19 protein-coding genes and 1 riboswitch are annotated in these 20,191 nt (G+C 74.7%); of the genes, 9 read left to right on the top strand and 10 right to left on the bottom strand.

Going from position 1 to position 20,191, the window contains the following annotated elements:
- Positions 1-17: 17 nt before the first annotated feature.
- From ACWCXH_RS06290 to thiO, 3 genes are all read right to left on the bottom strand, one after another.
- A complete protein-coding gene (locus ACWCXH_RS06290; RefSeq protein ID WP_449800158.1) occupies positions 18-815 on the bottom strand; it encodes a thiazole synthase in 798 nt (265 codons plus the stop codon).
- Between the two features lie 2 nt (positions 816-817).
- Positions 818-1,027, bottom strand: a complete 210-nt coding sequence (gene thiS, locus ACWCXH_RS06285) for a sulfur carrier protein ThiS (protein WP_449800157.1) — start codon at positions 1,025-1,027, stop codon at positions 818-820.
- Positions 1,024-2,208, bottom strand: a complete 1,185-nt coding sequence (gene thiO, locus ACWCXH_RS06280; RefSeq protein WP_449800156.1) for a glycine oxidase ThiO — start codon at positions 2,206-2,208, stop codon at positions 1,024-1,026. Before thiO ends, thiS begins: the two co-directional genes overlap by 4 nt.
- Positions 2,203-2,315, bottom strand: a riboswitch (TPP riboswitch). It overlaps the preceding gene by 6 nt.
- 85 nt (positions 2,316-2,400) lie before the next feature.
- On the opposite strand from thiO, the gene ACWCXH_RS06275 reads away from it, so the two are divergent.
- Genes ACWCXH_RS06275 through thiE form a run of 3 tightly spaced genes read left to right on the top strand, consistent with a single transcriptional unit; the run spans position 2,401 to position 4,702 of the window.
- On the top strand, positions 2,401-3,603 hold the full coding sequence (locus tag ACWCXH_RS06275; RefSeq protein WP_449800155.1) for an NAD(P)/FAD-dependent oxidoreductase: 1,203 nt from the start codon (positions 2,401-2,403) through the stop codon (positions 3,601-3,603).
- Positions 3,604-3,662: 59 nt separating this feature from the next.
- Positions 3,663-4,028 carry an Rv2175c family DNA-binding protein gene (locus tag ACWCXH_RS06270; RefSeq protein WP_449800154.1) on the top strand — a complete coding sequence of 122 codons (366 nt, stop codon included), beginning with the start codon at positions 3,663-3,665 and terminating at the stop codon, positions 4,026-4,028.
- A gap of 26 nt (positions 4,029-4,054) precedes the next feature.
- Positions 4,055-4,702, top strand: a complete 648-nt coding sequence (gene thiE, locus ACWCXH_RS06265; protein WP_449800309.1) for a thiamine phosphate synthase — start codon at positions 4,055-4,057, stop codon at positions 4,700-4,702.
- Between the two features lie 42 nt (positions 4,703-4,744).
- On the opposite strand, the gene ACWCXH_RS06260 is transcribed toward thiE, so the two are convergent.
- Positions 4,745-5,851, bottom strand: a complete 1,107-nt coding sequence (locus ACWCXH_RS06260) for a polyprenyl synthetase family protein (RefSeq protein WP_449800153.1) — start codon at positions 5,849-5,851, stop codon at positions 4,745-4,747.
- 174 nt (positions 5,852-6,025) lie between these two features.
- Here ACWCXH_RS06260 and metF point away from each other — a divergent pair, with 174 nt between their 5' ends.
- Together metF and ACWCXH_RS06250 are read left to right on the top strand one after the other, a co-directional pair.
- Positions 6,026-6,940, top strand: a complete 915-nt coding sequence (gene metF, locus ACWCXH_RS06255; RefSeq protein ID WP_449800152.1) for a methylenetetrahydrofolate reductase [NAD(P)H] — start codon at positions 6,026-6,028, stop codon at positions 6,938-6,940.
- Positions 6,941-7,083: 143 nt separating this feature from the next.
- A complete protein-coding gene (locus ACWCXH_RS06250; RefSeq protein ID WP_449800151.1) occupies positions 7,084-7,929 on the top strand; it encodes a hypothetical protein in 846 nt (281 codons plus the stop codon).
- Positions 7,930-7,940: 11 nt separating this feature from the next.
- On the opposite strand, the gene ACWCXH_RS06245 is transcribed toward ACWCXH_RS06250, so the two are convergent.
- Together ACWCXH_RS06245 and ACWCXH_RS06240 are read right to left on the bottom strand one after the other, a co-directional pair.
- Positions 7,941-9,434, bottom strand: coding sequence for a phytoene desaturase family protein (locus ACWCXH_RS06245; protein ID WP_449800150.1), 1,494 nt, complete (start codon positions 9,432-9,434; stop codon positions 7,941-7,943).
- Positions 9,435-9,587: 153 nt separating this feature from the next.
- Positions 9,588-10,211, bottom strand: a complete 624-nt coding sequence (locus ACWCXH_RS06240) for a DUF4126 domain-containing protein (protein WP_449800149.1) — start codon at positions 10,209-10,211, stop codon at positions 9,588-9,590.
- Positions 10,212-10,665: 454 nt separating this feature from the next.
- Here ACWCXH_RS06240 and ACWCXH_RS06235 point away from each other — a divergent pair, with 454 nt between their 5' ends.
- The 3 genes from ACWCXH_RS06235 to ACWCXH_RS06225 all read left to right on the top strand — a co-directional run bounded on the left by ACWCXH_RS06235 (position 10,666) and on the right by ACWCXH_RS06225 (position 12,860).
- Complete coding sequence (locus ACWCXH_RS06235) at positions 10,666-11,214, top strand: SAV_6107 family HEPN domain-containing protein (RefSeq protein WP_449800148.1); 549 nt, start codon at positions 10,666-10,668, stop codon at positions 11,212-11,214.
- Between the two features lie 72 nt (positions 11,215-11,286).
- Positions 11,287-12,039, top strand: a complete 753-nt coding sequence (locus ACWCXH_RS06230) for a methyltransferase domain-containing protein (RefSeq protein WP_449800147.1) — start codon at positions 11,287-11,289, stop codon at positions 12,037-12,039.
- A 431-nt stretch (positions 12,040-12,470) separates the two neighbouring features.
- The gene (locus ACWCXH_RS06225; protein WP_449800146.1) at positions 12,471-12,860 is read left to right on the top strand and encodes a DUF3040 domain-containing protein; all 390 of its coding nucleotides are present in this window, start codon (positions 12,471-12,473) and stop codon (positions 12,858-12,860) included.
- A 107-nt stretch (positions 12,861-12,967) separates the two neighbouring features.
- Here ACWCXH_RS06225 and ACWCXH_RS06220 read toward each other — a convergent pair whose 3' ends face one another.
- The 4 genes from ACWCXH_RS06220 to ACWCXH_RS06205 all read right to left on the bottom strand — a co-directional run bounded on the left by ACWCXH_RS06220 (position 12,968) and on the right by ACWCXH_RS06205 (position 18,660).
- On the bottom strand, positions 12,968-15,397 hold the full coding sequence (locus tag ACWCXH_RS06220) for a transglutaminase family protein (RefSeq protein ID WP_449800145.1): 2,430 nt from the start codon (positions 15,395-15,397) through the stop codon (positions 12,968-12,970).
- Positions 15,394-16,716, bottom strand: a complete 1,323-nt coding sequence (locus ACWCXH_RS06215) for a DUF58 domain-containing protein (protein WP_449800144.1) — start codon at positions 16,714-16,716, stop codon at positions 15,394-15,396. Before ACWCXH_RS06215 ends, ACWCXH_RS06220 begins: the two co-directional genes overlap by 4 nt.
- A gap of 1 nt (position 16,717) precedes the next feature.
- Complete coding sequence (locus ACWCXH_RS06210; protein WP_449800308.1) at positions 16,718-17,662, bottom strand: AAA family ATPase; 945 nt, start codon at positions 17,660-17,662, stop codon at positions 16,718-16,720.
- A gap of 455 nt (positions 17,663-18,117) precedes the next feature.
- The gene (locus ACWCXH_RS06205) at positions 18,118-18,660 is read right to left on the bottom strand and encodes a beta-class carbonic anhydrase (protein ID WP_449800143.1); all 543 of its coding nucleotides are present in this window, start codon (positions 18,658-18,660) and stop codon (positions 18,118-18,120) included.
- A gap of 525 nt (positions 18,661-19,185) precedes the next feature.
- Between ACWCXH_RS06205 and rsmH the strand changes: the two genes are divergently transcribed.
- Complete coding sequence (rsmH, locus tag ACWCXH_RS06200) at positions 19,186-20,160, top strand: 16S rRNA (cytosine(1402)-N(4))-methyltransferase RsmH (protein ID WP_449800142.1); 975 nt, start codon at positions 19,186-19,188, stop codon at positions 20,158-20,160.
- The last annotated feature ends 31 nt before the right edge of the window (positions 20,161-20,191 follow it).

Below are 20,191 nucleotides of genomic sequence, written 5' to 3'. Positions count from 1 at the left end.
TGTGACATGCGACGGGCTCAGAAAGCGGGCCGCTCGCGGGTGTCCAGGTCGGCCCGGCCGGCCATCGCGGAGGAGGCCTCGGCGTGGAAGCGGCGCGGGATCCGGCCGGCCCGGTGGGCGAGGCGGCCGGCCTCGGTGGCGTGCCGCATCGCCTCGGCCATCAGGACCGGGTCCTGCGCGCGGGTCACCGCGGAGGCGAGCATCACCGCGGAGCAGCCGAGCTCCATCGCCAGCGCGACGTCGGAGGCGGTGCCGGCGCCCGCGTCCAGGACGACCGGGACGCTCGCGCTCTCCACGATCAGCTGGAAGTTGTGCGGGTTGCGGATGCCGAGGCCGGAGCCGATCGGTGAGCCGAGCGGCATGATCGCCGCGCAGCCGACGTCCTCCAGCTTGCGGGCCAGCACCGGGTCGTCGTTGGTGTACGGGAGCACCGTGAAGCCGTCGTCGACGAGGGTCTCGGCGGCGTCGAGCAGTTCGATCGGGTCCGGCAGGAGGGTCCGCTCGTCGGCGATGACCTCCAGCTTCACCCAGTCGGTGCCGAGCGCCTCGCGGGCCAGCCGGGCGGTCAGCACGGCCTCGCCGGCGGTGAAGCAGCCGGCCGTGTTGGGCAGTACGCGGATGCCGTTGCGGGTCAGCACGTCCAGGACGGAGCCCTGGGTGGTGGCGTCGACCCGGCGCATCGCGACGGTGGTCAGCTCGGTGCCGGAGACCTGCAGCGCCTGCTCCAGGACCTCCAGGCTCGGCGCGCCGCCGGTGCCCATGATGAGCCGGGAGGTGAAGGTCGTCCCGGCGATGGTGAGAAGGTCGTCGGCCATGGTCAGCCTCCCTGCACGGCGGTGAGGATCTCGATCCGGTCGCCCGCCGAGAGCTGGGTGTCGGACCACGAACTGCGCGGTACCACGGCCTCGTTGAGCGCGGCGGCGACGCCGGTGTTGGCCTTGCTGAGGGTGGTGACCACCTCGGCGAGGGTGGTCGCGGCGGGCACCGCGCGGGGCTCGCCGTTGACGGTCAGTGCGATGTCGGTCATGCGACGGCCTTCGTGGTGGAGCGGGCGGGGGAGAACCGGCTGGGCGCGAACGGCCGTGCGAGCTCGGGGACTTCGCCGGTCGCCAGGTACTCGGCGACCAGGTCGGCGGTCACCGGGGTGAGCAGTACGCCGTTGCGGTAGTGGCCGGTCGCGGCGACCAGGCCGGGGAGTTCGGTCGGTCCGAGCAGCGGCGCGTTGTCCGGCGAGCCGGGACGCAGCCCGGCCGAGGTCTCCACGAGCGGGAGTTCGGTGATGCCGGGGACCAACTCGTGGGCGTCGCGCAGGAGTTCGTACACCCCTCCGGCGGTGACGGTGGTGTCGTAGCCCTGCTCCTCGGTGGTCGCGCCGATCACCAGTTCGCCGTTCTCGCGCGGGACCAGGTACAGGTGCTGACCGCGCACGACCGCGCGGACGTTGCGGTTCAGGAACGGCCGGTAGGCGTCGGGGATCCGGAGCCGGAGGATCTGCCCCTTCACCGGACGGACCGCCGGCAGCACGCCCTCCGGCAGGCCGGGCAGCCGGTGGCTGTGCGGGCCTGCGGCGAGGAGGACCTGGTCGGCGGCGAGGGTCTCGCCGGTGCCGAGCCGGGCGCCGACGGCGCGGCCGCCCTCGACCAGCAGCTCGACGGCCTCGGTGCGGCGCCCGACCACGCCGGCCCGCTCGCAGGCCAGCAGCAGGGCGGTCAGCAGCCGGCGGGGGTCCACCTGGTGGTCGTCGGCCACGTGCAGGGCGCCGCGCACGCCGGGGGCGAGCATCGGCTCCAGCTTGCGGGCCTCCCGGCCGGTCAGCCAGGTCGAGTCGAGGCCGAGCCGCTCGTGGAAGGCGTGCAGGTCGCGCAGTTCCGCGCGGTCGTCGGAGTCCAGCGCGACGGCGATCGTGCCGCACCGCCGGTAGCCGGTGTCCTCGCCGCCGCTCGCCTCGGTGAGCTCGGCGGCGAAGGCCGCGTACCGCTCGTTCGAGGCCATCCCGAGGCGCAGCAGCGGCTCCTCGCCGTACTGCAGCTCGGTGACCGGGGCGAGCATCCCGGCCGCGACCCGGGCGGCCCCGAGACCGGGGGAGGGGTCGACCACGACGATGTTCCTCAGGCCGCGCTGCGCCGCCCGCCAGGCGACGGCGAGGCCGATGATGCCCCCGCCGATCACCAGCACGTCGGCGCGGGCGCCCGGTGCCAAGCGTGTCAAAGCTGCTCTTCTCCCTTCGCCGGTATGACCCGGATCAGGTTCGGACGGTCGCAGGCCGTGCCAGCCCGCCTCTCAGCCCGGTACGCCGGGCTCCCGTGATGGTGCCCCCACCTTAACTCCGGGGATCCGCCCGGCCGAAGGCCCGCACGAAGGGCGGACGGGCCACCGGGGCGCGCGGGGCGGCTGAGTACAGTGACGGGCGTGGCAGAGCTGAGCGGAACGGATCGGGTGGTCGTCGTCGGGGCCGGGCTGGCCGGGGCGCAGTGCGCGCTGGGGCTGCGGCGGGGCGGGTGGCGGGGGCGGATCGTGCTGGTCGGGGAGGAGCCGCACGCGCCGTACGACCGGCCGCCGCTCTCCAAGGACGTCCTGCTCGGCAAGACCGACGCCACCACCCTCGACATCGACTTCCCGCACCTCGGTGTCGAGCTGCTCACCGGCCGCCGGGCCACCGGCCTCACCCCGGGCGTGCTGCACACCGACGCCGGCGACCTCCCGTACGCATCGCTGGTGATCGCCACCGGCGCGACCCCGCGCGCCCTGCCCGGCGCCGAGCGCGCCCACCTCCTGCACACGCTGGACGACGCACTCGCCCTGCGCGCGCTGCTGCGGCCCGGCCTGCGCCTGGTGCTGGTCGGCGCCGGCTGGATCGGCGCCGAGGTGGCCACCGCCGCCCGCGAGGCCGGTTGCGAGGTGACCGTGGTCGAGGCGGGCCCGGCGCCCGTCCCCGGCGCGCTGCCGGCCGAGGTCGGTTCGGCGATGGCCGCCTGGTACGCCGGGGCCGGCGTGGACCTGCGCTGCGGCGTCGGCGTCGCGGCCGTCGAGCCCGGTGCGGTGCTGCTGGCGGACGGCTCGCACCTGCCGGCCGACGAGGTGGTCGTCGGCGTCGGGGCCAGGCCCGCGACCGACTGGCTGGCCGGTTCGGGCGTCGAGCTGGACGCGACCGGCGCCGTCGTCGTGGACCAGCGGTTGCGCACGAGCCTGCCGGGCGTCTTCGCGGCCGGCGACTGCGTCAGCTACCCGTCGGCCCGCTCCGGCGCCCGGCTGGCCGTCCAGCACTGGGACCACGCGCTGCAGTCCGGCGAGGCGGCGGCCGCCGCCGTGCTCGGCGCGGACGCGCCGTACGACCCGGTGCCGTACTTCTGGTCGGAGCAGTTCGGCCGCACGGTGCAGTACGCCGGGCGGCACGCCGAGGGCGACGAGCTGCTCTGGCGCGGCTCCCCGCAGGACGCGACCTGGGCGGTGCTGTGGCTGCGCGACGGCGTGCCGACCGCGCTGCTGGCCGTGGACCGTCCGCGCGACCTCACCCAGGGCCGCCGCCTGATCGAGCGCGGCACCGTGCTGGACCCGGCCCGGGCCGCGGACCCGGCGGTGGCGCTGAAGGCCGCGGCGCTCTGACACCACCCGGACACGGGCCCTTGGTGCGCGCGGGGGCGAAGAGGTGGCAGTCTGGTGCCGTGAGTGAGATCGAAGCCAAGATTGACGCCCTGGTCCCCGAGTGGCTGTACCTGCCCGACATCTCCGAGCGTTGGGGAGTCGTGGTCACCGAGGTCCGCACCATGGTCAAGAAGGGTGACCTGCTCGCGGTCCGCCGCGGCCCGAACAAGTCCCTGCAGGTCCCGGCCGCGTTCATCGACGCGACCGGCCCGGTCAAGCACCTGGTCGGCCTGCTGACCGTGCTGCGCGACAGCGGGTTCACCGACGAGGAGATCCTCGAGTGGATGTTCACCGAGGACCCGTCCCTGCCGGGCACCCCGGTGCAGGCCCTCTGGGAGAACCGGGCGACCGAGGTCAAGCGCCGCGCCCAGGCGATGGCGCTGTGACCACCCCCGCCGTGGCCACCCCCGCGGTGGCCACGGGCCTCCGGGCGCGCCTGGCCGACGCCCGGCTGTACCTGTGCACCGACGCCCGTCGCGAGCAGGGCGACCTGGCCGAGTTCCTGGACGCGGCGCTGGCCGGCGGGGTGGACATCGTCCAGCTCCGGGACAAGGGCCTGGAGGCGAAGCAGGAGCTGGAGGCCCTGGAGGTCTTCGCGGACGCCTGCCGCCGCCACGGCAAGCTGCTCGCGGTCAACGACCGCGCCGACGTCGCCCACGCGGCCCGGCCGGACGTGCTGCACCTCGGGCAGGACGACCTGCCCGTCCCGGCCGCCCGCGCGATCCTCGGCGACGACGTCCTGATCGGCCGGTCCTGCCACGCCGAGTCCGAGGTGGACGCGGCGGTCGCCGAGCCCGGTGTGGACTACTTCTGCACCGGCCCGGTCTGGCCGACCCCGACCAAGCCGGGCCGCCCGGCCCCGGGCCTCGGCCTGGTCTCGTACGCGGCGAAGCAGCCCACCGACCGGCCGTGGTTCGCCATCGGCGGCATCGACCTGGGCAACGTCGACGAGGTGCTCGCCGCCGGCGCCCGCCGGATCGTCGTCGTGCGCGCCATCACCGCCGCGGACGACCCGCGGGCGGCCGCCGCCGAGCTCGCCCGGCGGCTGCGCCCGGCCTGAATCCCCGACCGCGCCTGATGTCCTCCGAGGCCGCCGCCGTTCTCAGTACTTGCGGACGGTGGCGGCCTCGGCCAGGGCCAGCAGCACCTCGCGGGCCCGCTCGTCGACGAGCGGCGCCGCCTCCAGAGCGGCCAGCGACTGCCGCATCAGCTCGTCGATCCGCGCCTCCACCAGGTCCGGCGCCCCGCTGCGCGCGACCAGGTCCCGCAGCCCGGCGACCTCCTCGGGCGCGAGGTCAGGCGCGCCGAGCCGCTCGTCCAGGTGCCGCGCGTCGGCGGCCGGCAGCCCGCGCATCGCGTGCGCGACCAGCAGCGTGCGCTTGCCCTCCCGCAGGTCGTCCCCGGCCGGCTTGCCGGTGACCGCCGGGTCGCCGAAGACGCCGAGCAGGTCGTCCCGCAGCTGGAACGCCTCGCCGAGCGGCAGTCCGAACGCGCCGTACGCCTCGACCAGTTCGGGCCCGGCGCCGGCCAGCAGCGCGCCGACCTGGAGCGGACGCTCGATCGTGTACTTCGCCGACTTGTAGTGCAGCACCGTCCGGGCCCGGTCCAGCGCGCCCTCGTCCGTCGAGTCCCCGGCCACCGGCTCCAGCACGTCCAGGTACTGACCGAGCATGACCTCGGTGCGCATCAGGTCGAACACCGGCTTGGCGGCCAGCACCGCGGCCGGCTCCAGGCCGGAGCGCAGGAACAGCTCGTCGCACCAGATCAGCAGCAGGTCACCGAGCAGCACCGCGGCCGAGGCGCCGTACTGCTCGCGGTCGCCGCGCCAGCCGCGCTCGCGGTGCAGCGCCTCGAAGCGGCGGTGGATCGAGGGCAGACCGCGGCGGGTGTCGCTGCGGTCCATCAGGTCGTCGTGGACCAGCGCGCTCGCCTGGAGCAGCTCCAGGGCCGCCGCCGCGTTCGCGATCCCCTCGCCGTCGCACGCGCCGCCGGCGCCGCGCCAGCCCCAGTAGCAGAAGGCCGGGCGCAGCCGCTTGCCGCCGTCGAGCAGGAAGTCGCGCAGCGCGTCGGCGGCGGGCACCAGGTGGGGCGAGATCCCGTCAAGCAGCGCGGACTGGCCGTCCATGAACGCGGCGAGGGCGGCGTTGACGCGCGCGCGGACGTCCTCCACGTCAATGGGGTTGGCCGGCCGGTTGCTGGACGAGGTCACGATGAGGCTCCGCTGGTTCGCTTGGGGTGCTGCAAGCGTAGCGGGGCGGGCGGGAACGCCCGTGCGAGCAGGGCGGCGGGGCGGCCGGGACGCAAGCGGAACGCCGTCCATTGCTTGTCTCAATCCGTGGAACCGAGTTGTCCCGCGCCTTCGGCCGCCGGATAACCTGCCAGCATGGCACTCGGTATCGCTTCCACCAGATCGGACCGTGCGTTGACGGTCCGCGAGCTGCTGGCGGCCGGTAAGCGGTCCTTCTCCTTCGAGTTCATGCCCCCGCGCACCGAGGCCGGCGAGCAGAAGCTCTGGGACGCCATCCGGCGGCTGGAGCCGCTCGACCCGAACTTCGTCTGCATGACGTACGGCGCCGGCGGCTCCTCGCGCGAGCGCACCGTCAACATGGTCGGCCGGATCGCCACCGAGACCACGCTGACGCCGGTCGCCCACCTGACCGCGGTCGACCACTCGGTCGCCGAGCTGCGCAACATCATCGGCCAGTACGCCGACCAGGGCGTGCGCAACGTCCTCGCGGTGCGCGGCGACCCGCCCGGCGACCCGATGGGCGAGTGGGTCAGCCACCCGGAGGGCGTCACCTACGCGTACGAGCTCGTCGAGCTGATCAAGGGCATCGGCGACTTCTGCGTCGGCGTCGCGGCCTCGCCGAACATGCACCCGCGCTCGACCGACTGGGACGACGACATCCGGCACTTCGTGGCGAAGATCCGCGCGGGCGCCGACTACGCGATCACCCAGATGTTCTTCGAGGTCGACGACTACCTGCGGCTGCGCGACCGGGTGACGGCGGCGGGCTGCGAGGCGCCGATCATCCCGGAGATCATGCCGGTCACCAACGCCAAGCAGCTGGAGCGCTTCCCGCAGCTGAGCGGCTCGGCGTTCCCCGCGGAACTGGAGGCCCGCCTGCGGGCGGCGATCGACGACCCGGCGGCGCTGCGGGCGGTCGGCATGGAGCACGCCACCGCGATGGCCGAGCGGCTCCTCGCCGAGGGCGCGCCCGGCCTGCACTTCATCACGCTCAACCACTCGACCGCGACGCTGGAGATCTACCAGAACCTCGGGCTGCACCGGCGCTGAGTGTGCCACCACAGCGGTGGTGGCGGGCTCGGTTCCGGGCGCCACGGGCGGCGGGAACGCGATGCGGTACCCCGGCCGTTGAACCGGTACAGTCGCCGCACACGCGCGGCGCGCGCGGGCACGCGACTGGAGGTAGCGGGCGGATGGGCATCGGATACCTGCTGCTGTACTCCGCGTTGGCGGTGGTGGCGCTCTGGCTGGTGGCCGAGCTGCTGCTGCAGAACCGGGCCCCGCTGCACTGGCGCGCGCTCGCCCTGGCCGGGTTCCTCGGCGTGGCCGGCGGGATGGTCCTCGGGTCCGTCCCGGCGATCGGCGCGGGTGCGGCCCTGTTCGCGCTCGGCCAGACCTTCGTCACCCTCTCGGTCAAGCGCGGGTACACCGGCGGCTGGTCCCTGCGCACGGCCGACGGCGCCCTGCCCGGCCCGCTCGCCAAGGTGCCGCTGCTCGGCGCGCTCACCGGCGGCGCGGCGGTGGCCGCGGTCGCGGTGGCCGAGGAGCGGGTCGGCGAGGTCGGCGCCGTCGAGGAGACCACGACGCCGGAGCCGGCCGGCGAGGCCGTCCCGGAGGTCGAGCAGACCGCCGCCTTCGAGATGCAGGAGCTCGCGGCGGACGGCGTCTACACGCCCGGCTACTACGAGCAGCCCCAGCAGGACCCGTACGCGGAGGCCTACCAGGCCGGGTACGACGTTCCGCAGCAGCAGCCCGCGTACGACCAGCAGCAGTGGCAGCCGCAGCAGCAGCCCGCCTTCGCGTACGACCAGGGCTACGGCACCTACCCGCAGCAGCAGCAGGACCCGTACGGCTACCAGCAGCAGGACCCGTACAACGGCGGCTACCCGCAGCAGCCGTCCGCCTGGGATCCGAACGCCCAGCAGCAGCAACAGCAGTGGCAGCCGCAGCCCGAGCAGCACACGCAGGGCATGCCGCAGCAGCCGACGTACGAGCACGGGTACGGCTACCAGCAGCAGAACACCTGGCACCAGGGCTGATGCGGGTCTGATCAGGCGGGCCCGATCACGTTGGCCGCGATGCAGGCCGACATGCCGACCCGGGCCAGTCCGCCACCCGGGTGCGCGCCGCCGCCGATGAGGTAGAGGCCGGGGACGGGGGACTCGTTGGCGGCCTTCAGCCACCCGCCGTGCGATCCGGCGAGCGCGGGCCGAGCGACCGAGCCGAAGAGGGCGCCGGTCTCCCGACGGGTGTCCTCCGGGGTGCGCACGACCCTCCACAGCACCCGCCCGCGCAGGCCCAGGCCGGCCTCGTCGACGTGGGCGAGCAGCCGGTCGGCGTAGCGGTCGGCGGCGCCGGGGGCGGTCCAGTCGACCTCGTCCTGGGCCGGGACGGTCGCGGTCAGCACCACGCTCTCGTGCGCGTCGTCGGGGCGCAGCGCCGCGTCGTCCGGGCGCAGCACCTGCACCGTGGGGCGCTCGTACGGCGGGGCCGACGGTGTCAGCGCGTTCGCCTCGGCCGCGGGGTCGGCCGCGTGCACCACCGTCCGGTGCGGGGTGCCCTCTGGCCGGGGCCCGCGCAGGGCCAGCAGCACGCTGAACCGGCCTGGCACCCCGACCGGGTCCCGGTCCTCGGTCGGCATCCCCGGCCACTCGGCCAGGCCGTGGCGCAGCAGCGCGCCGGTGTCCATCGCGGAGACCACCACGTCGGCGTCGATCCGGCCGGCCGCGGTCTCGACGCCGCAGGCCCGGCCGTCCTCGACGACCACCCGGGTGACGGGCGCGTCGAAGCGGAACTCGACCTTGCGCTGCTCGCAGCGCCGGTACACCGCATCCGCGAGTGCCCGCAGGCCGCCCTTGACGTACCAGACGCCGAAGGACTGCTCCATGTACGGCAGCACGGTGGCCCCGGCCGGAGCCCGCCCCGGGTCGAAGCCGAACCGCAGCGCCGGCTCGAACAGGAGGGCGGTCAGGCCGGGATGGCCGCCGAGCTCGCGCGCGGCCACGTCCTGCAGGGTCCACGGGTGCGGGCGCCGCAGCCGGGCGAGGCCGCGCCGGGGCGGGACGGGATACGGGTCGGTGTGCAGCGCCTCGGCGTCGGCCGGGAGCGGCTCCTCCAGCAGCGGGCGCCGGGTGGCCTCCCAGACCGTCCGGCCGCGGTTGACCACCGCGTTCCAGCGGGCGCCCGACCCGGCGCCGAAGGCGTCGTCCAGGGCCTGGGCGACGCCGCCGCGCGAGGCGTTGGGCAGGGTGAGGGCGGTGCCGTCCGGGAACAGGTGCCGGCTCTCCGGGTCCACCGGGGCCAGCTCGACGAGCTGCTCCAGCGGCTCGCGGCCGGTCTTCAGCGCGAGGTCGCGGTAGACGGCCGGCAGGGTGAGCAGGCCCGGGCCGGTGTCGAAGGCGAAGCCGTCGCGCTCGTACCGGCCGACCATGCCCCCGTACGTGCCGCTCGCCTCGCAGACCGTCACCCGGTGCCCGAGGGTCGCCAGCCGGGAGGCCGCCGCGAGCCCGCTCATTCCTGCGCCGATGATGACGATCCGTGCCATGGCACAAGATCCTAGGGCCCGCCTTCGGACTCCCGTCCGCGCGGCGACCCGCCCCCAGCCTGACGGCCGGGAGGTGCCCCCGTCCTCCGCCTCGCGACGCACGCACCCAGACCCCGCGCAGCACATGAGCAAGGCACTACCGGGGACAAGGCACTACCGGGGCTGCTGCGCGTACACCCCTCGTGCGGCCAGGGCGCGGGCGGCCTTCCGTTCACGGCGGCGGGCGCGGAAGGCGCGGATCCTGCTGATCGCCAGCCGGACCAGCAGCACGCCGACCGCCAGCAGGACGGCCGCGATCGAGGCGGCCAGCCAGGGGTGGAAGATCGCCAGGGTGACCAGGCCGGCCACCGACAGGTCCTCGGCCAGGCTGACCGCGATGTTGCTGGCCGGCTCGGGCGAGGTGTTGACGGCCATCCGCAGCGAGGCCTTCACCAGGTGGCTGACCAGCGCCGTCGTGCCGCCCAGCGCGCCCGCCGCGACCTCGCCGAGCGAGCCGGGGTGGCTGCTCGCGAGGAGCGCGGCCACGGTGGCGCCGGCGACCGGGCGGATCACGGTGTGCACGACGTCCCACACGCTGTCCACGTACGGGATCTTGTCGGCCACCGCCTCCAGCAGGAACAGCAGGGCGGCCGCGACCAGCACGTCGGTGCGCTCCAGGGCGGGCGGCACCGAGTCCGCGCCCCCGAACCGGCCCAGCAGTCCGAGCAGCAGCACCACCGCGTACGCGTTGATGCCGCTGGCCAGTCCGCTGGTGAAGATCAGCGGCAGGATCGTCATCGGGTCCCCTCCTCGGAACGGCCGGTTCCGCCCGGCCTCGGCGTACCGTACCGGGACGCGGCCGGACACCCCGCCGGTTCCGGCACGGCGCTGGGGAGCCCGGATCTGAGTACGGATACTCAGATCCACGATTGAGTACTTTCGCGGATAGCCCGCCGACCTGCGCGGACGTCAGAGTGGTGGCACCCGGGCTGCGGGGCGCGTCGGGCGCTGCGCACCCCGGACGGCGGACCCGTCCGCCCGCCGGCCCTGGGGAGCCGGCGGGCGGTTGGCGCAGGGCCCGCCATCGGAGTCGGCGGACGCCGCGCGCCGTCGGCACGGGGCGGCGGAGCGGGGGCGAGGGGGGAGCCGGCCACCGGGGGTGACCGCCGCGGCCGGAATTGTCAGTGGTGCCGTTCACGATGGAGGAGCACGGACCACCCGGTTCGCGCGCTGCCTCGGAACGGGGGAGACCATGACCATCAGCCACCCTGAGCCCGTCACCGCCCGCCTCCACTCCGCCGCCCTGCCGCATTCCCCGGGCGCCCGCCCCGGCGGCGGGGACGTCCACCCCGTGCTGCGCCGGATCGCCGCGCCGCCGGCCGCCCTCGACCTCCTCGCCGACGCCCACCGCACCCTCACCCGGGCCCGCGCCCTGGAGGACCCGCTGGACCGGTACGCCACCGCGCACCTGGCCGCGCTGCGGACGGTCGCGGCCGTGCTCGCCGTGCGCGGACGGCCGGAGAAGAACCCGCGCCGCCGAAAAGCCATCCGCAGCGCCTGGGAGGTGCTCCCCGAGGTGGCGCCCGAGCTCGCCGAGTGGGCCGTCTACTACGGTGCCGGCGCCCGCCGCCGGGCCGCCGCCGAGGCCGGGATCCGCGGCGCCGCCTCGGCGCGCGACGCCGACGACCTGGTCCGCAACTCCGCCCTGTTCCTCCGCCTGGTCGAACGCCTCCTCGGCCTGCGCCCGACCCCGCCCGCCCCGCGCCTGCCACTGGAGGACGACTCCCCGCACACGGGGTGACGGGCGGCACCACTCGCCCGGTCTAAGGTGGTGACGTTCCTGATCGATCTGCACGCGCAGAGGAGTCCCGCCTTGTACCCGACGCGTCCCCGCAGCGCCCTGCGTACCGCCGTGGTCTGGGAGGTGGTGCGGGCCGCTCTGGAGAAGCGGGCCGCCGAGCTGGACCAGCCCGTGCTCGACGTCGTCGACACCGGCGGCGGCACGGGCAACTTCGCCGTGCCCGTGGCCAAGCTCGGCCACCGGGTCACCGTGGTCGACCCGAGCCCGGACGCGCTGTTCGCGCTGGAGCGCCGGGCCGCCGAGGCCGGCGTCACCGAGCTGGTCCGCGCCGTCCAGGGCGACACCCAGACGCTGCCCGAGGTGATCGCCCCCGGCACGATGGACGCGGTGCTCTGCCACGGCGTCCTGGAGGTCGTGGACGACCCGGCCGAGGCGCTCGGCAGCCTGGCCGGCACCCTGCGCCGGGGCGGCCTGGTCAGCCTGCTGGCCGCCAACCGCAACGGTGCCGTGCTGGCCCGCGCGCTGACCGGCCACTTCACCGAGGCCCGCACCGTGCTCTCGGCCGCCGACGGCCGCTGGGGCGAGCAGGACCCGATGCCGCGCCGCTTCACCGGCGAGGAGCTCGGCCGCCTCGCCGAGGGTGCCGGCCTTCGGGTCGAGTCGGTGCACGGCGTCCGGGTCTTCGCCGACCTCGTCCCCGGCGTCCTCGTGGACACCGAGCCGGGCGCGATGGAGGCGTTGCTGAAGCTGGAGGAGGCCGCCGCCGCGCAGCCCGCCTTCCACGCCGTGGCCACCCAGCTGCACCTGCTGGCCACCCTCGCCTGAGCTCCTCCGAGCCGCTCCCGGACGGCCGTCCGGATGCCCCGCCGCCGTACGGTTCGCACACCGTCCGGCGGCGGTTCGTCTTCCCGCCACCTCCCGGGCCACCGGCCGTGATCGACGCTGTTCCCCAGGTCCGGACCGATTCCACCGGATCGGGCACTAGTTCGGCCCTGGTCGCGTTGAGAGGAGTGCGGTCGGGCCCGGCCGAAGTGGCCCGGCCCACGCACCACAGACCACCCCGTAACGGGCCCACGGACCGTATGATCTGGGTAAAGCCGGAAAGCATGACAGCCGGACGCATGGGGCATATGGACGACACGGGCCGGGTCCCCCGCACAGGCGTCCGACCGTGTGTCCCGAAGGCCGAATGGACTTGCCTCCCCGACCGGGGCGGCGGACCGGTCGCACCCGCGACCGACGAGTAGGAGGACTCCGTGCCGCTCTCGGAGCACGAGCAGCGACTGCTCGACCAGATGGAGCGAGCGCTGTATGCCGAAGATCCCAAATTCGCGTCGGCGCTTGAGGGAACCGGCCTGCGCACCTACACCCGCCGACGGGTCTACCTGGCCGTCGCCGGTTTCGTGGTGGGCGTCGCCCTGCTGATGGGCGGCATGGTCGTCCCGGACCAGATCTGGGTCAGCGTGGTCGGGTTCCTGGTGATGCTCGGGTGCGCGGTGTTCGCCGTGACGGGCTGGCGGCGCGGGCCCGCGGGCCAGGGCTCCGGCCCCAAGCAGGCCGCCGTACCGCGCCGCAGGGCCGGGATGATGGACCGGGTGGAGCAGCGCTGGCAGCGCCGTCGGGACGAGCAGACCGGCGGGTTCTGAGCCGCCGACGCAGGAGCCTGCGCCACGAGCCTGCGTCACGAGCCTGATGAGCCGCCGGGGGCGGGCAGTCGATCCGACTGCCCGCCCCCGGCGGCTCACTGCGTCCGTCAGGCCTCCTGGTCCCGCCCCTTCCGGGTGAACACCCGCCGCACCGGGCGGCTGACGGCCTCGGACACCAGCGCGACCCGGCTGCCGACCGCCACCCGGGCGGCCAGCGCCGCGTCGGCGGTCCGCCACCACAGCTGCGCCGACGACGGCGGCAGCAGCACCGCCCTGGTCCGCTCCCGTCGGCCCGCGGTGGCCCGCAGGCCCTCCCGGGCGGTCCGGACGTCGGCCGCGAGCGGCGTGGTGATGTGGGCGGAGCGGGCGTAGAGCACCCGTTCGGTGGCCAGTGCCAGCCGTCCGGCGGCGGCCGCCGCGTTCTCGTCCAGCTCGGCCCGCTCGGTGATCCGCCGGGCGGCGGCGCGCGGGGTGCGCGACTCGTCCGGCGGGATGCCGACGTCCCAGGCGGAGTCGACCAGCTCGTCCCAGGCGGCCAGGACCTGCTCGTCGGTGAACTCGGTCGGGCCGTCCCCGCCGGGGCGGTGACGCCCGCCGCCGAGCCGGCGCCGGCGCAGCGCGGCGCGCCAGGACATCGGGACGAGCAGCAGCGCGATCAGCGCGACCACCACGGCGAGGGTGCCGAGCACCTGTCCGGAGAGCAGCCAGGAGTCCTGGCCGGTGTCGCCCGCGGCGGCGTCCTGCTTGCCGCACTCGCCCAGCTGGCGCAGCTTGGCGTCGCAGTCCTTGCTGGTGGACGGTGCCGGCGCCGGTGCGCCGCTCGTGGCGACGGCGGTCGGCTGCTGGGTGGGCGCGGTGGTCGGGGCGGAGACCTGCTCGTTGTAGCGGGGCTGGACACCGCGGCTGGGGGTGGGCTCGAAGCGCATCCAGCCGTAGCCGGGGAAGTACAGCTCGGGCCAGGCGTGGTACATCCGGCCGGTCACCGTGTAGACGTTGCCGCCCTGGGCGTCGCCGGGGGTGAAGCCGACGGCGACCCGCGCGGGGATCTTCAGCGTGCGGGCCATCGCCGCCATGGTGGAGGCGAAGTGGACGCAGAAGCCCCGCTTGTCGCGCAGGAAGGTGACGATCGCGTCCGTGCCGGTGCCGCCGTTGACGCTGGTGTCGTAGCGGAACTCCGGGCCGGTGAACCAGGCGGCGAGGGCGACGGCCTTGTCGTAGTTGGTCGACTCCTTGGCGGTGACCCGCCGGGCCTCCTGCGCCACCACCGGGGGCAGGTTGGCGGGCAGGGCCGTGTAGTGCTCCCGGATGTCCTGGGGCGCGGTCGGCGCGTCGCGCAGGTCGTTGGCGGTGGGCCGGACGTCCAGCGCGGTGACCTGGTAGTGCAGGCCCTTGATCGCCTTGTCGTTGGCGGGCATCACGGTGCGGGTCAGCTGGTCGAGCTTCCAGTCGCCGCGGTTGGGCAGCTGCACCGAGACGGCCGGGTAGGGCATCGGCAGCCAGCTCTTCTCCAGCCGGTCGCTGACCTGGAAGTCGCCCTTCATCTGCGGGACGTTGGGGTCGTGCAGGCCCTCCGGCGGCGGGAAGGCCCCGGTCACGTCGGTGACGGTGGTGGAGCCGAGCTTCCAGTTGGTGCCGTCGAACACGTCCAGCGAGCCGGTCCGCAGGTACGTCTGGTCGGCGACGTCGCTGTCCAGGGCGTAGCGCAGCAACTCGGTGTTGGTGGGCCGGGTGACCTCGGCCTGCAGGCTGACCAGCGGGTCGAGGCTGGTGACCGCGCCGCCGGAGCCGTTGCCGACGCTGCCGCCGGAGCCGGAGTGCAGCAGGCCGAAGTCCCAGCGCGGCAGGAAGACCGGCAGCAGCATGGCGACCGCCAGGGCCAGGATGCCGACCTGCTGGCCGCCGAGGCCGACCGCGCCGGAGCTCTCGGTGCCGCGCGAGGTGCCGCGGAAGATCCGGCCCCAGCGGGAGACGCGGTCCTGGCCCTCGGCGAAGAGGAGCACCAGGTAGCCGGCCGCGGCGAGGCCGAACCATATCCAGCTGCCGCGGTCGCCGGCCAGGCCGTTGCCGACCGAGTACAGCGCCAGCAGCGGCAGCCCGGCCAGCGCCGAGCGCCGGTAGGTCACGGCGACGGTGTCGACGACCAGCGCGATCAGGCCGACCGAGCCGACCAGGATCAGCCGCAGGCCCGCGCTGGGCGGCGCCGGGATGGCGTACTGCTGGATGTCGTCCAGGCCGGCACCGAACACCCGGTCGAGGGTGGTCAGCGAGTCCGGGCCAGGCACCAGGCCGCCCCACAGGGAGGCGGAGCCGGCGAAGCCGATCAGCAGCAGGAGGACCAGGGCGATCAGCTGCCCGAGCGGCACCGTCCAGCGGTACAGCGGGGTGCGGCGCAGGCCCGCGCCGACCGCGGCGATCACCACGATCACCAGGAGGGCGTGGGTGATCCAGCTCTTGGTGGTGAGCAGCGGGGTCAGGCAGAGCGAGGCGAGGGCGGTGGCCAGCGCCGCGTAGACGGTCAGTTTGGCCCGGGTGGTCACGCGCCGGCCTCTTCTCGGTAGGGGGCGGTGGTCTTCGCGCCGTCGACGGCCCGCCACAGGTCGGGGAGGGAGTCCCCGGCGCGCACCGGCAGGACCGTCCAGCCGGCCTCGCGCAGCTGGCGGACCCGGGCGTGGAACTCGTCACCGCCGGTTTCGGGGGCGAGCATCCGCAGACCAGTCCACGTGCCGGTGTCGAGGAGGAAGGCGACGGCGCCGCCGGTGCGGCTGCGCAGCCGGGCCAGCCGGGTGGCCTGGCCCTCGTCCAGCTCGCCGAGGACGGCGACCAGCAGGCCCTCGCCGCCGGTGCGCAGCGGCTCCTCGGCGCGGGAGAGCCCGCCGCCGTCGGACAGGTCGGCGACCGCGAGCGCGTCCAGGATCAGCCCGGAGGAGTCGGCCGCGGTGTTGGTGCCACCGGTGCCGGGGCCCGGGACCCACTGGCCGGTGTCGGTGAGCAGCTGGGTCTGGTAGCCGCGCTCCAGCAGGTGGACGGAGACGGACGCGACGCAGCTGACCGCCCACTCGAAGGAGGAGGCGGGGCCGCTGCCCCGGTGGGCGATCTCGCGGGTGTCCAGCAGGACGGTGGCGCGGGCGCGCTGCGGCTGCTCCTCGCGGCGGACCATCAGCTCGCCGTAGCGGGCGGTGGACTTCCAGTGCACGCGGCGCAGGTCGTCGCCGGGCCGGTACTCGCGCAGGATCACGTCGTCGTCGCCGGCCAGCGCGAGGGTGCGGGAGTGGCTCTCGCCCTGCCCGAGCCACTCGCCGCTCAGCCGGACCTGCGGCAGGGCCTGGACCTGGGGGACGACGGTGAGCACGTCGGACGAGGTGAACGAACGGTTCACCTCGCACATCCCGAACGGGTCGGACAGCCGCAGCTGCAGCGGCCCGAGCTCGTAGCGGCCGCGCAGGTCGGAGCGGACCCGGTAGGAGACCTCGCGGTGGCCGCGCGGCTCGACCCGGTCCAGCACGAAGCGCGGGCGCGGCCCGAGCACGTACGGGACCTTGTCCTCCAGGAGCAGCAGCCCGGTGGGCACCCGGGAGATGTTGTCGACCCTCAGGTGGACCCGGGCCTCGTGGCCGGCGATCGCCCGGTGCGGGCTGAGCCGGCGCCCGCTGGCCACCCGGTAGCGGGTGTTGGCCAGTACCAGGGCGGCGGCCAGCGGCAGCGCGGCGAGCAGCACGCCGACCCGCAGCAGCGCGTCCTGGTCGAGCAGGTACGCGCAGACCACGGCGGTGAGTCCGGCGGCGAGGAAGGAGCGGCCCCGGGTGGTGAGGCCGCGCAGGCCGGCCCGCAGGCCCGACGGTGAGTCGGACGACGACACCTCAGCCCCTCCGGACGGCCGGGCCGCCCTGCGGGCGCGGCAGCGGCAGCCGGGCGACGAGGTCGGCCACGATCTGCTCGGAGGTGCGGCGGCTGAGCTGGGTCTCGGCGGTCGGCATCAGGCGGTGCGCGAGGACCGGGACGGCGAGGCGCTGGATGTCGTCGGGGGTGACGTAGTCGCGCCCGTCCAGCGCGGCGGCGGCGCGGGCGGCCCGGACCAGGTGCAGGGTGGCGCGCGGTGAGGCGCCCAGGCGCAGCTCGTGGCTGGAGCGGGTGGCGCCGACCAGGTCGACGGCGTAGCGGCGGACCGGGTCGGCGATGTGCACGGTGCGGACCAGGTCGATCAGCTTGAGGATGTCGGCGGCGTGCGCGACCGGCTGGAGGTCGTCCAGCGGGTTGGCGCCGGCGTGCACGTCGAGCATCGCGAACTCGGCCTCGGGGCTGGGGTAGCCGATCGAGATCCGGGCCATGAAGCGGTCCCGCTGGGCCTCGGGGAGGGGGTAGGTGCCCTCCATCTCGACCGGGTTCTGCGTGGCCACGACCATGAACGGCGACGGCAGCTCGTAGCTGGTGCCGTCGATGGTGACCTGGCGCTCCTCCATCGACTCCAGCAGCGCGGACTGGGTCTTGGGCGAGGCTCGGTTGATCTCGTCGCCGACCACGATCTGGGCGAAGATCGCGCCCGGGCGGAACTCGAAGTCGCGCTGGTGCTGGTCGTAGATGTTGGTGCCGGTGACGTCCGAGGGCAGCAGGTCGGGCGTGAACTGGATGCGGCGCACGGTGCAGTCGACCGAGCGGGCGAGCGCCTTGGCCAGCATGGTCTTGCCGACGCCGGGCACGTCCTCCAGCAGCAGGTGGCCCTCGGCGAGCAGGACGGTCAGGGCGATTCGGACGGCCTCCGGCTTGCCCTCGATCACGCTCTCGATGTTGGCGCGGACCCGGTCCACGACGGCGGCGAGCTCGGGAAGGCTGACCCGGTGGTACCCGTCCGTCCCTTGGGCGCCCCCCGAAGGACTGCCGACACCGGCCTGATCGCTGTAGCTCGTCACCCGTTACGCTCCCTGGCACACTGTGCCCGCCTCACCCCGAGGCCGGCCCCCACCCCATGCTTGACGCGGCCGTTCCAGGGGCGGTTCCGCGCGGGATCCGGCGCCGGGACAGCGGCCTGCGGCCCGGCCGCCCCAGGTGGTTCGGGGCCAACCGGCAGGCGCATTCTCCCCCGGCGGGGACGCGGAAGTCACCCTGTCGCCCGGGCTGCGACTCGCCCGCTCGCCTCCGGGCGCTCGGATCCGACGCCGGTGGTCGCCGCTCCTGCGCTCCTGCGGCGCTTCCTCGCTCCTTCTCTTCCGGCGTCGGCGCGCCCTTCGGCTCGGGGCGGGCGGCTGGGGGACAGGGCGTCGGGTCAGTGGATTTCGCGCAGCAGACCGGTGTGGACGTCGAAGACGAAGCCGCGGACGTCGTCGGTGTGCAGCAGGAACGGTGAGGTGCGGACCCGCTGCATGGACTGGCGGACGTCGCCGTCCAGGTCGACGAAGGACTCCACCGCCCACTGCGGGCGCTGTCCGACCTCCAGTTCCAGCTCGCGGCGGAAGTCCTCGGTGAGCCCGAGCAGGCCGCAGCCGGTGTGGTGGATCAGCGCGATCGAGCGGGTGCCGAGGGCGCGCTGGCTGATCGTGAGGGAGCGGATGGTGTCGTCGGTGACGACGCCGCCGGCGTTGCGGATGACGTGCGCGTCGCCCAGTTCGAGCCCGAGCGCCGCGAACAGGTCGAGGCGGGCGTCCATGCAGGCGACGACGGCGATCTTCTGCACCGGGCGGGCGTCCATGCCGCCGTCGTGGAAGGTGACCGCGTACTCGCGGTTGGAGGCCACGAAGCGGTCGATGATCGTGGGGGTCTCGGAGTCGGCAGCGGCGGTCGGCGTGGGCCGGTCGGGGGTCACTGTCATAGGGGCGACGTTAGTGCGATTCGGGTGGCCGCGGTGGGGTGGAGAGCTACAGAACGCGGCGCTGTGACCGAGCGCATAGCCACAACGGGCGGGTTTGTCCCGCCTGGTCCCGAAGCGCGTGCGGCCGGGGCGCGCGAGCGCGTGCCGTGGCCCTGCTGCTCGCCCCTGCCCGTCCCCCCGGGACGGCCACGACCTGCGGTGATCCGTACCGCCGCCCGGGTGGTGCGCCGGAGCGGGCCATTGACTGGCGGGGGCCGCGCGATAGAGTTGCGGCGCAGTGGAGCACACCCGCCGGAGCCCGTCAACCGGGCCTTTCCGGCCGCTGCTTCCGGTTCGACCCGGCCCGTGGCCTCCACCCGCTCCGTGCCCTCCTGGCGCACCTTCCCCGGCGCCCGGCGGTCGCGTCCTTCCCCTCGAGCGGGCGGGGACCACGGGCCGTGTCGTGCCCGCTCCCGGCGGTGGGCGAGAATGGTCGCAGCTCCCGGACGTCGGGCTGCTCCGCACCGAGGAAGGGCGCCACCGCGCATGACCACCAACGAGCCGGGACCCAAGCACGTCCCCGTGATGCTGCAGCGGTGCATGGACGCGCTGGCCCCGGCGATCTCCCGGCCCGGCGCCGTGGTGGTGGACGCCACCCTCGGCCTCGGCGGGCACAGCGAGGCGCTGCTCACCCAGTTCCCCGAGGTCCGGCTGGTCGCGGTGGACCGCGACCCGCAGGCGCTCAAGCTCTCCGGCGAGCGGCTCGCGCCGTTCGGCGACCGGGCCACCCTGGTGCACGCCGTCTACGACGAGATCCCCGAGGTGCTGGAGCGGCTGGGCATCGACCGGGTCGACGGCATCCTGTTCGACCTCGGCGTCTCCTCGATGCAGCTGGACGAGGCCGACCGCGGCTTCGCGTACGCCCAGGACGCCCCGCTGGACATGCGGATGGACCAGACCCGGGGGATCAGCGCGGCCGAGGTGCTGAACACCTACAGCCACGGCGAGCTGGCCCGGATCCTCAAGTTCTACGGCGAGGAGCGGTTCGCCGGGAAGATCGCCTCGGTGATCGTGCGGGAGCGGGCCAAGGAACCGTTCACCAACAGCGCGCGTCTGGTCGAGTTGGTGCGCAATGCCATTCCGGCGGCCACCCGGCGCACCGGCGGGAACCCCGCCAAGCGGACGTTCCAGGCCCTGCGGATCGAGGTGAACGGCGAACTGGAGGTGCTGGAACGGGCGATCCCGGGGGCGCTGGAGGCCCTCGCGGTCGGCGGACGGATCGTCGTGATGTCCTACCAGTCGCTGGAGGACCGCCTGGTGAAGCAGTGCTTCGCGGCCGGAGCGACCAGCACGGCGCCGCCGGGACTGCCGTTCGTCCCCGAGGAGCACCAGCCCTGGCTCAAACTGATCACCCGAGGTGCCGAGCTGGCCACCGAGGAGGAGATCGAGGAGAACCGGCGCGCCGCGCCCGTGCGGCTGCGGGTGGCGGAGAGGATCAGGGACCGGAACAAGCGGGGCTGAGCGAGTCCCGAGACGGTCCGAAGGGCGGAGG

It is taken from the genome of Kitasatospora sp. NPDC001660 (assembly GCF_053596725.1).
Note: the sequence above shows the minus strand (reverse complement) of the source record. Positions and strands in the feature narration are given on the sequence as shown.

What these genes read in the sequence shown, in the direction of transcription:
- ACWCXH_RS06290 (WP_449800158.1), bottom strand. Translation starts at nt 815, where the DNA reads ATGGCCGACGACCTTCTCACCATCGCCGGGACGACCTTCACCTCCCGG.
- thiS (WP_449800157.1), bottom strand. Translation starts at nt 1,027, where the DNA reads ATGACCGACATCGCACTGACCGTCAACGGCGAGCCCCGCGCGGTGCCC.
- metF (WP_449800152.1), top strand. Translation starts at nt 6,026, where the DNA reads ATGGCACTCGGTATCGCTTCCACCAGATCGGACCGTGCGTTGACGGTC.
- ACWCXH_RS06250 (WP_449800151.1), top strand. Translation starts at nt 7,084, where the DNA reads ATGGGCATCGGATACCTGCTGCTGTACTCCGCGTTGGCGGTGGTGGCG.
- ACWCXH_RS06245 (WP_449800150.1), bottom strand. Translation starts at nt 9,434, where the DNA reads ATGGCACGGATCGTCATCATCGGCGCAGGAATGAGCGGGCTCGCGGCG.
- ACWCXH_RS06240 (WP_449800149.1), bottom strand. Translation starts at nt 10,211, where the DNA reads ATGACGATCCTGCCGCTGATCTTCACCAGCGGACTGGCCAGCGGCATC.
- ACWCXH_RS06235 (WP_449800148.1), top strand. Translation starts at nt 10,666, where the DNA reads ATGACCATCAGCCACCCTGAGCCCGTCACCGCCCGCCTCCACTCCGCC.
- ACWCXH_RS06205 (WP_449800143.1), bottom strand. Translation starts at nt 18,660, where the DNA reads ATGACAGTGACCCCCGACCGGCCCACGCCGACCGCCGCTGCCGACTCC.
- rsmH (WP_449800142.1), top strand. Translation starts at nt 19,186, where the DNA reads ATGACCACCAACGAGCCGGGACCCAAGCACGTCCCCGTGATGCTGCAG.